The 5115-nt window shown below is 66.5% G+C and carries 2 protein-coding genes; both read left to right on the forward strand.

The window, feature by feature from the left end; translation table 11 throughout:
- Positions 1 to 129 precede the first annotated feature (129 nt).
- A complete protein-coding gene (locus AB0J58_RS44000) occupies positions 130 to 3177 on the forward strand; it encodes an SDR family NAD(P)-dependent oxidoreductase (RefSeq protein WP_364227569.1) in 3048 nt (1015 codons plus the stop codon).
- 34 nt (positions 3178 to 3211) lie between these two features.
- Positions 3212 to 5115, forward strand: a 1904-nt coding sequence (locus AB0J58_RS44005) for a type I polyketide synthase (RefSeq protein WP_364227571.1), incomplete at its 3' end; no start/stop codon positions are given.

Raw genomic sequence — 5115 nt, forward strand, 5'->3', positions numbered from 1 at the left:
CGCATCACCACCATCGACGCCGACACCGTCAGCGTCACCGCCACAGATCCCGCGGACGCGCCCGTCATCACCATCGACGCCCTCACCCTCCGCTCCAGCGACGCCGACACGCTGAACAGTGCTCCTGCCGTGGCCTCCGACGTCAGCTCGAATCTGTTCCACCTCTCCTGGACAGCGGACATCAGGCCCATGCCGGCGAATGCCACGGCACGACGGTGGCCCCGCTGCGCTGTGCTGGCAGAGCAGAACCCGGAGCGAGCGATCGAAGTGGCCACGGCGATCGGCGCCGCTCCCGTCCACCGGGATCTGACCGCGCTGATCGACGGACCGAGCTCGGTCGGCACAGAGGATCCAGAACTGGTCGTCTGGCTTCCCCCGCTCGTCGACGCAGGAAGTGTCGACGTTCCGGCGGCTGTTCACGCCGTCACCGAGCAGGCTCTGAGGCTGCTGCAGGCGTGGATGGACAACCCTCGGCTGACCGACACCCGCCTGATCATCCTCACTCACCACGCCATCGCGACCAGCCCTCTGGACGGAGCGCCCGACCTTGCTCAGGCCGCTGTATGGGGACTGGTCCGCACTGCTCAGAACGAATACCCCAATCGTTTCGCGCTACTGGACACGGATCACCACGAAGCCTCCTACCGGCAGATTCGGCACCTGCTCACCCGTCACATCCTGGAGGAAGAGGAAGGCCAACTGGCCCTTCGCCAGGGTGTCGTCCACACGTCCCGCCTCACCCGTGTCCGATCGGACGACATTCTTTCTCTGCCGGCTGCCGCCTCCTGGCGGCTGGACACCGTGGGTAAGGGCACCCTCGCCAATCTCGTGCTCAGCGCCGGCCCGGATCCGGTCGCTCCCGGAGCCCTGCTCCATCGAGAGTCGACCGGCACTCCGACGGAGAGCGCCGAGTGCGGTTCGGCGGAAGCGGCGCGCCTCGCCACCACGGTGGACATCGCGGGCCCGGGGCCTGAGCAGGCTCTGGCCGACGGTCACATTCGTATGCGTATCCGCGCCAGCGGACTGAACTTCCGCGACGTGATGGTCGCTCTCGGCCTCGTCGGAGACGACGGTCTCGGCCTGGAGGGGGCGGGAGTCGTCACCGAGGTCAGCCCCAACGTGGACGGGCCGGCCGTCGGCGACCGGGTCATGGGGTTCGTACCCGATTCGTTCGCCCCCGCTGGAGTCACGGACCAGCGCATGGTGATCCCTGTGCCTCGTCACTGGTCCTTTACCGACGCGGCTTCGGCCCCGGTGGCTTATCTGACGGCCTATCACGCCCTGTCGGAACTGGCCGAAGTCCAGGCCGGGCAGCGGGTGCTGATTCACGCGGGCGCCGGCGGAGTCGGTATGGCGGCCATCCGGCTTGCCCGGCACGCGGGGGCGGAGGTGTTCGCAACCGCAAGCCCGGCCAAGTGGCCGATCCTGCGGGAGATGGGCCTCGACGACGACCACATCGCCTCGTCCCGCAGCCTGGAGTTCAAGGCCAAGTTCCTGCAGGTGACCGGCGGCCAGGGAATGCACGTCGTACTGGACTGTCTGAAGGGCGAATTCGTCGACGCCTCGTTGGAACTGCTTCCCAACGGGGGGAGTTTCATCGAGATCGGCAAGACCGATGTACGAGACGCGGGTCAGGTCGCCGCCATGTACCCCGGCGTCGTCTACCAGGCCGTCGACCGCGCCCTCGGCGACCCTGGAGTCATTCACCGGCTGTTCACCCGCCTGGCTCCGTTGTTCGAAGACGGCACCTTGCCTGCTCTTCCCATCAGTACGTACGACATCCGGCAGGCACGCCAGGCGTTCCGGGACATGAGTCAGGCCCGCCACGTGGGCAAGATAGTTTTCACTCTCCCGAACGCGCCTGACGGCAGCGGAACCGTGCTGATCACAGGGGGAACAGGGACCCTTGGTGGCCTGCTCGCCCGTCACCTGGTGACCGAGCACGGGATGAGAAATCTTCTCCTGGTCTCTCGCCGGGGTCCGGACAGCGACGGCGCCGTCGGGCTGGTCGAAGAACTGACCGAACTCGGTGCGAGGGTCACGGTCGCAGCCTGTGACATCGCGGACCCGGCCGCACTCGCCGCTCTGCTCGACTCCATTCCTCAGCAGCACCCGTTGACCGCTGTCGTGCATGCCGCCGGAGTGCTGGCCGACGCGACGGTTCCAGCGCTCACTCCTCATCATCTGCACCGGGTACTGCGCCCCAAGGTCGACGCCGCCTGGAACCTGCACCAGCAGACCCGCCATCTCGACCTGGCCGGATTCGTGCTGTTCTCGTCTCTGAGCGGTACCGTCGGCTCCCCAGGACAGGGCAACTACGCGGCCGCCAACGCCTACCTCGACGCCCTGGCCCATCACCGACGTCACCTTGGTCTTCCGGTCACGAGCCTGGCATGGGGCTATTGGCAGCCGGCCACCGGGATGACCTCCCATCTCAGCGGTAGTGACAAGTCACGTCTCGCTCGTTTCGGCTTCACCCCCATCACCACCGAGCACGGAATGAAGCTTTACGACGCGGCGCTGACCACGGGACTGCCCGCACTGGCGCCGGCTCCGCTCGACCTTCGTGTCCTCACCGCGCAGTCCCGGACCGGAACACTCCCCAAGATTCTCACCGGCCTGTCGGCGACCTTCGTTCGTCGCCGTGCCGGCGACGCCGGAACCGCACCTTCTTTCGCGGCCGAAATGGCCGGCCTCGGTTCCGCTGATCGGCGCGAGCGCCTGCTGCGACTCGTCCAGGCCCAAGCCGTCATGGTTCTCGGACATGGCACCTCCACCTCGCTCGATCCGGAGCAACCCTTCAAGGCCCTGGGCTTCGACTCCCTCACAGCCCTCGAACTCCGAAACCACCTGGGCCACCACACCGGCCTCAAACTTCCGCCGACCCTCATCTTCGACCATCCCAACCCGCGCGCGCTCTGTGCGTACCTCGACAGCAGGTTTTCCTCTGTCATACCGAAGGAGTCCTCCGACCTTCTTTCCGAGCTCAATAGATTCGAAGCCGCCCTCGCCTCGGCAGCCCTCGACGAGGACGAAAAATTTGCGATCGAAGCCAAACTGAACGGCTTGCTCGAAGGTCTGGGCAGATCTCGGCGGCAGTCGGATGCCGTGGTCGAACACATAATGTCGGCTTCGACCGACGAGATATTCGACCTCATCGACAAGACGATTTCCTGATGTCAAGCGAGACCATTATGCGGAGGTTGGCCCGGTGAGCGACCAAGAAAAGCTCGTACAGTATCTGAAAAAGGCGACGGTCGAGCTTTACGAGACCAAGCAGCGGCTTCGTGAACTGGAAACTCAGGCACACGAGCCGATCGCGGTGGTGGGGATCGGTTGCCGTTTCCCCGGCGGGGTGACGTCCGCGGCGGAGCTGTGGGACGTGGTCGAGGCGGGGAAGGAAGTGATCGGCGAGTTCCCGGTGGATCGTGGCTGGGATCTGGACCGGTTGTTCAGCTCCGATCCGGATGAGTCGGGTACGACGTATGTTCGGCGCGGTGGGTTCCTGGATGACGCGGCCGGGTTCGACGCGGAGTTCTTCGGTATCTCGCCTCGTGAGGCGTTGGGGATGGATCCGCAGCAGCGGTTGCTGTTGGAGGTCGCCTGGGAGGCGGTGGAGAGGGCGGGCATCGATCCGCGCAGCCTGGCCGGGACTCCCACCGGGGTCTTCGCGGGCATTTGGTCTCATGAGTACGGTGCCGGGAGCTCCGAAGCCGTTGAGGGTTACCGGCTGACCGGAGTGGCGGCCAGTGTGGCTTCGGGGCGCATCTCCTACTTGCTGGGTTTGGAGGGGCCGGCGATCACGGTGGACACCGCGTGCTCCTCCTCGCTGGTGGCCGTGCATCAGGCCTGCCAGTCACTGCGATCAGGCGAGTGCGACCTCGCTCTGGCCGGTGGTGTCACGGTCATGGCCTCCACCGACCTTCTGGTGGACTTCGCCCGGCAACGTGCGCTGGCGGCGGATGGCAGGACGAAGGCGTTCGGTGCCGGTGCCGACGGCATGGTGACGAGTGAGGGCGCCGGGATCGTACTGCTCGAAAGGCTGTCGGACGCGCTGGCCAACAAGCATCCGATTCTGGCGGTGGTTCGTGGGTCGGCCATCAACCAGGACGGGGCCTCCAATGGTCTGACGGCTCCCCATGGTCCTTCGCAGCAGCGTGTCATTCGTGCCGCGCTGGCCAGTGCCGGTCTCAGCGCGGCTGATGTCGATGTCGTCGAGGCTCATGGCACCGGGACCACGTTGGGTGATCCGATCGAGGCCGGTGCGCTGCTTGCCACCTATGGGCAGGATCGGCCGGCTGATCGGCCGTTGTGGCTGGGGTCGGTGAAGTCCAACATCGGTCACACGCAGGCGGCGGCCGGTATCGCCGGTGTGATCAAGATGGTGATGGCGATGGAGCGGGGGGTGTTGCCGAGGACGTTGCATGTGGATGAGCCGAGTCCGCATGTGGACTGGTCCGAGGGGGCGGTGTCGCTGCTGACCGAGGCGCGGGTGTGGCCGGGGGGTGGGCGGCCCAGGCGTGCGGGGGTGTCGTCGTTCGGTATCAGCGGGACGAACGCTCATCTCATCTTGGAGGAGCCGCCGGTCGTCGAGAACGAGGGCGGTGGTGATGGGTCGTCGTTGGTGGTGTGGCCGCTTTCGGCGCGGAGTGAGGAGGTGTTGCGGGAGCAGGCGCGGCGGTTGGGCGGGTATCTGGCCGATCGTCAGGATGCGGGTGTGGATGCGGTGGCCGTGGCGCATGGGCTGGCGGTCGGGCGGACGCATTTCGCGCATCGGGCGGTGATCGTGGACCCGGCGGGTTCGGTGGCCGGTGGTGTCGAGCGAACCGGTGAGGCCGGTGGTGGGGTGTTGGGCGGGGCGCTGGAGGCTGTTGCCGAGGGGCGTGTTCATCCGGGTGTGGTGTATGGGCGGGTGAGTGCGCAGGGGCCGGGCAGGACGGTGTTCGTCTTTCCGGGTCAGGGGTCGCAGCAGGCCGGTATGGGTTTGCAGTTGTATGACGCCTTCGAGGTGTTCCGCGACGCTTTGGATGAGTGTGATCGGGTGTTGGGTGCGCATACCGGTTGGTCGGTGGTGCAGGTGTTGCGGGGGGGTGCGGGGGCGCCGGCGTTGGTGGG

Source organism: Streptosporangium sp. NPDC049644 (assembly GCF_040675205.1).
Taxonomy (GTDB): Bacteria; Actinomycetota; Actinomycetes; order Streptosporangiales; family Streptosporangiaceae; genus Streptosporangium; species Streptosporangium fukuiense.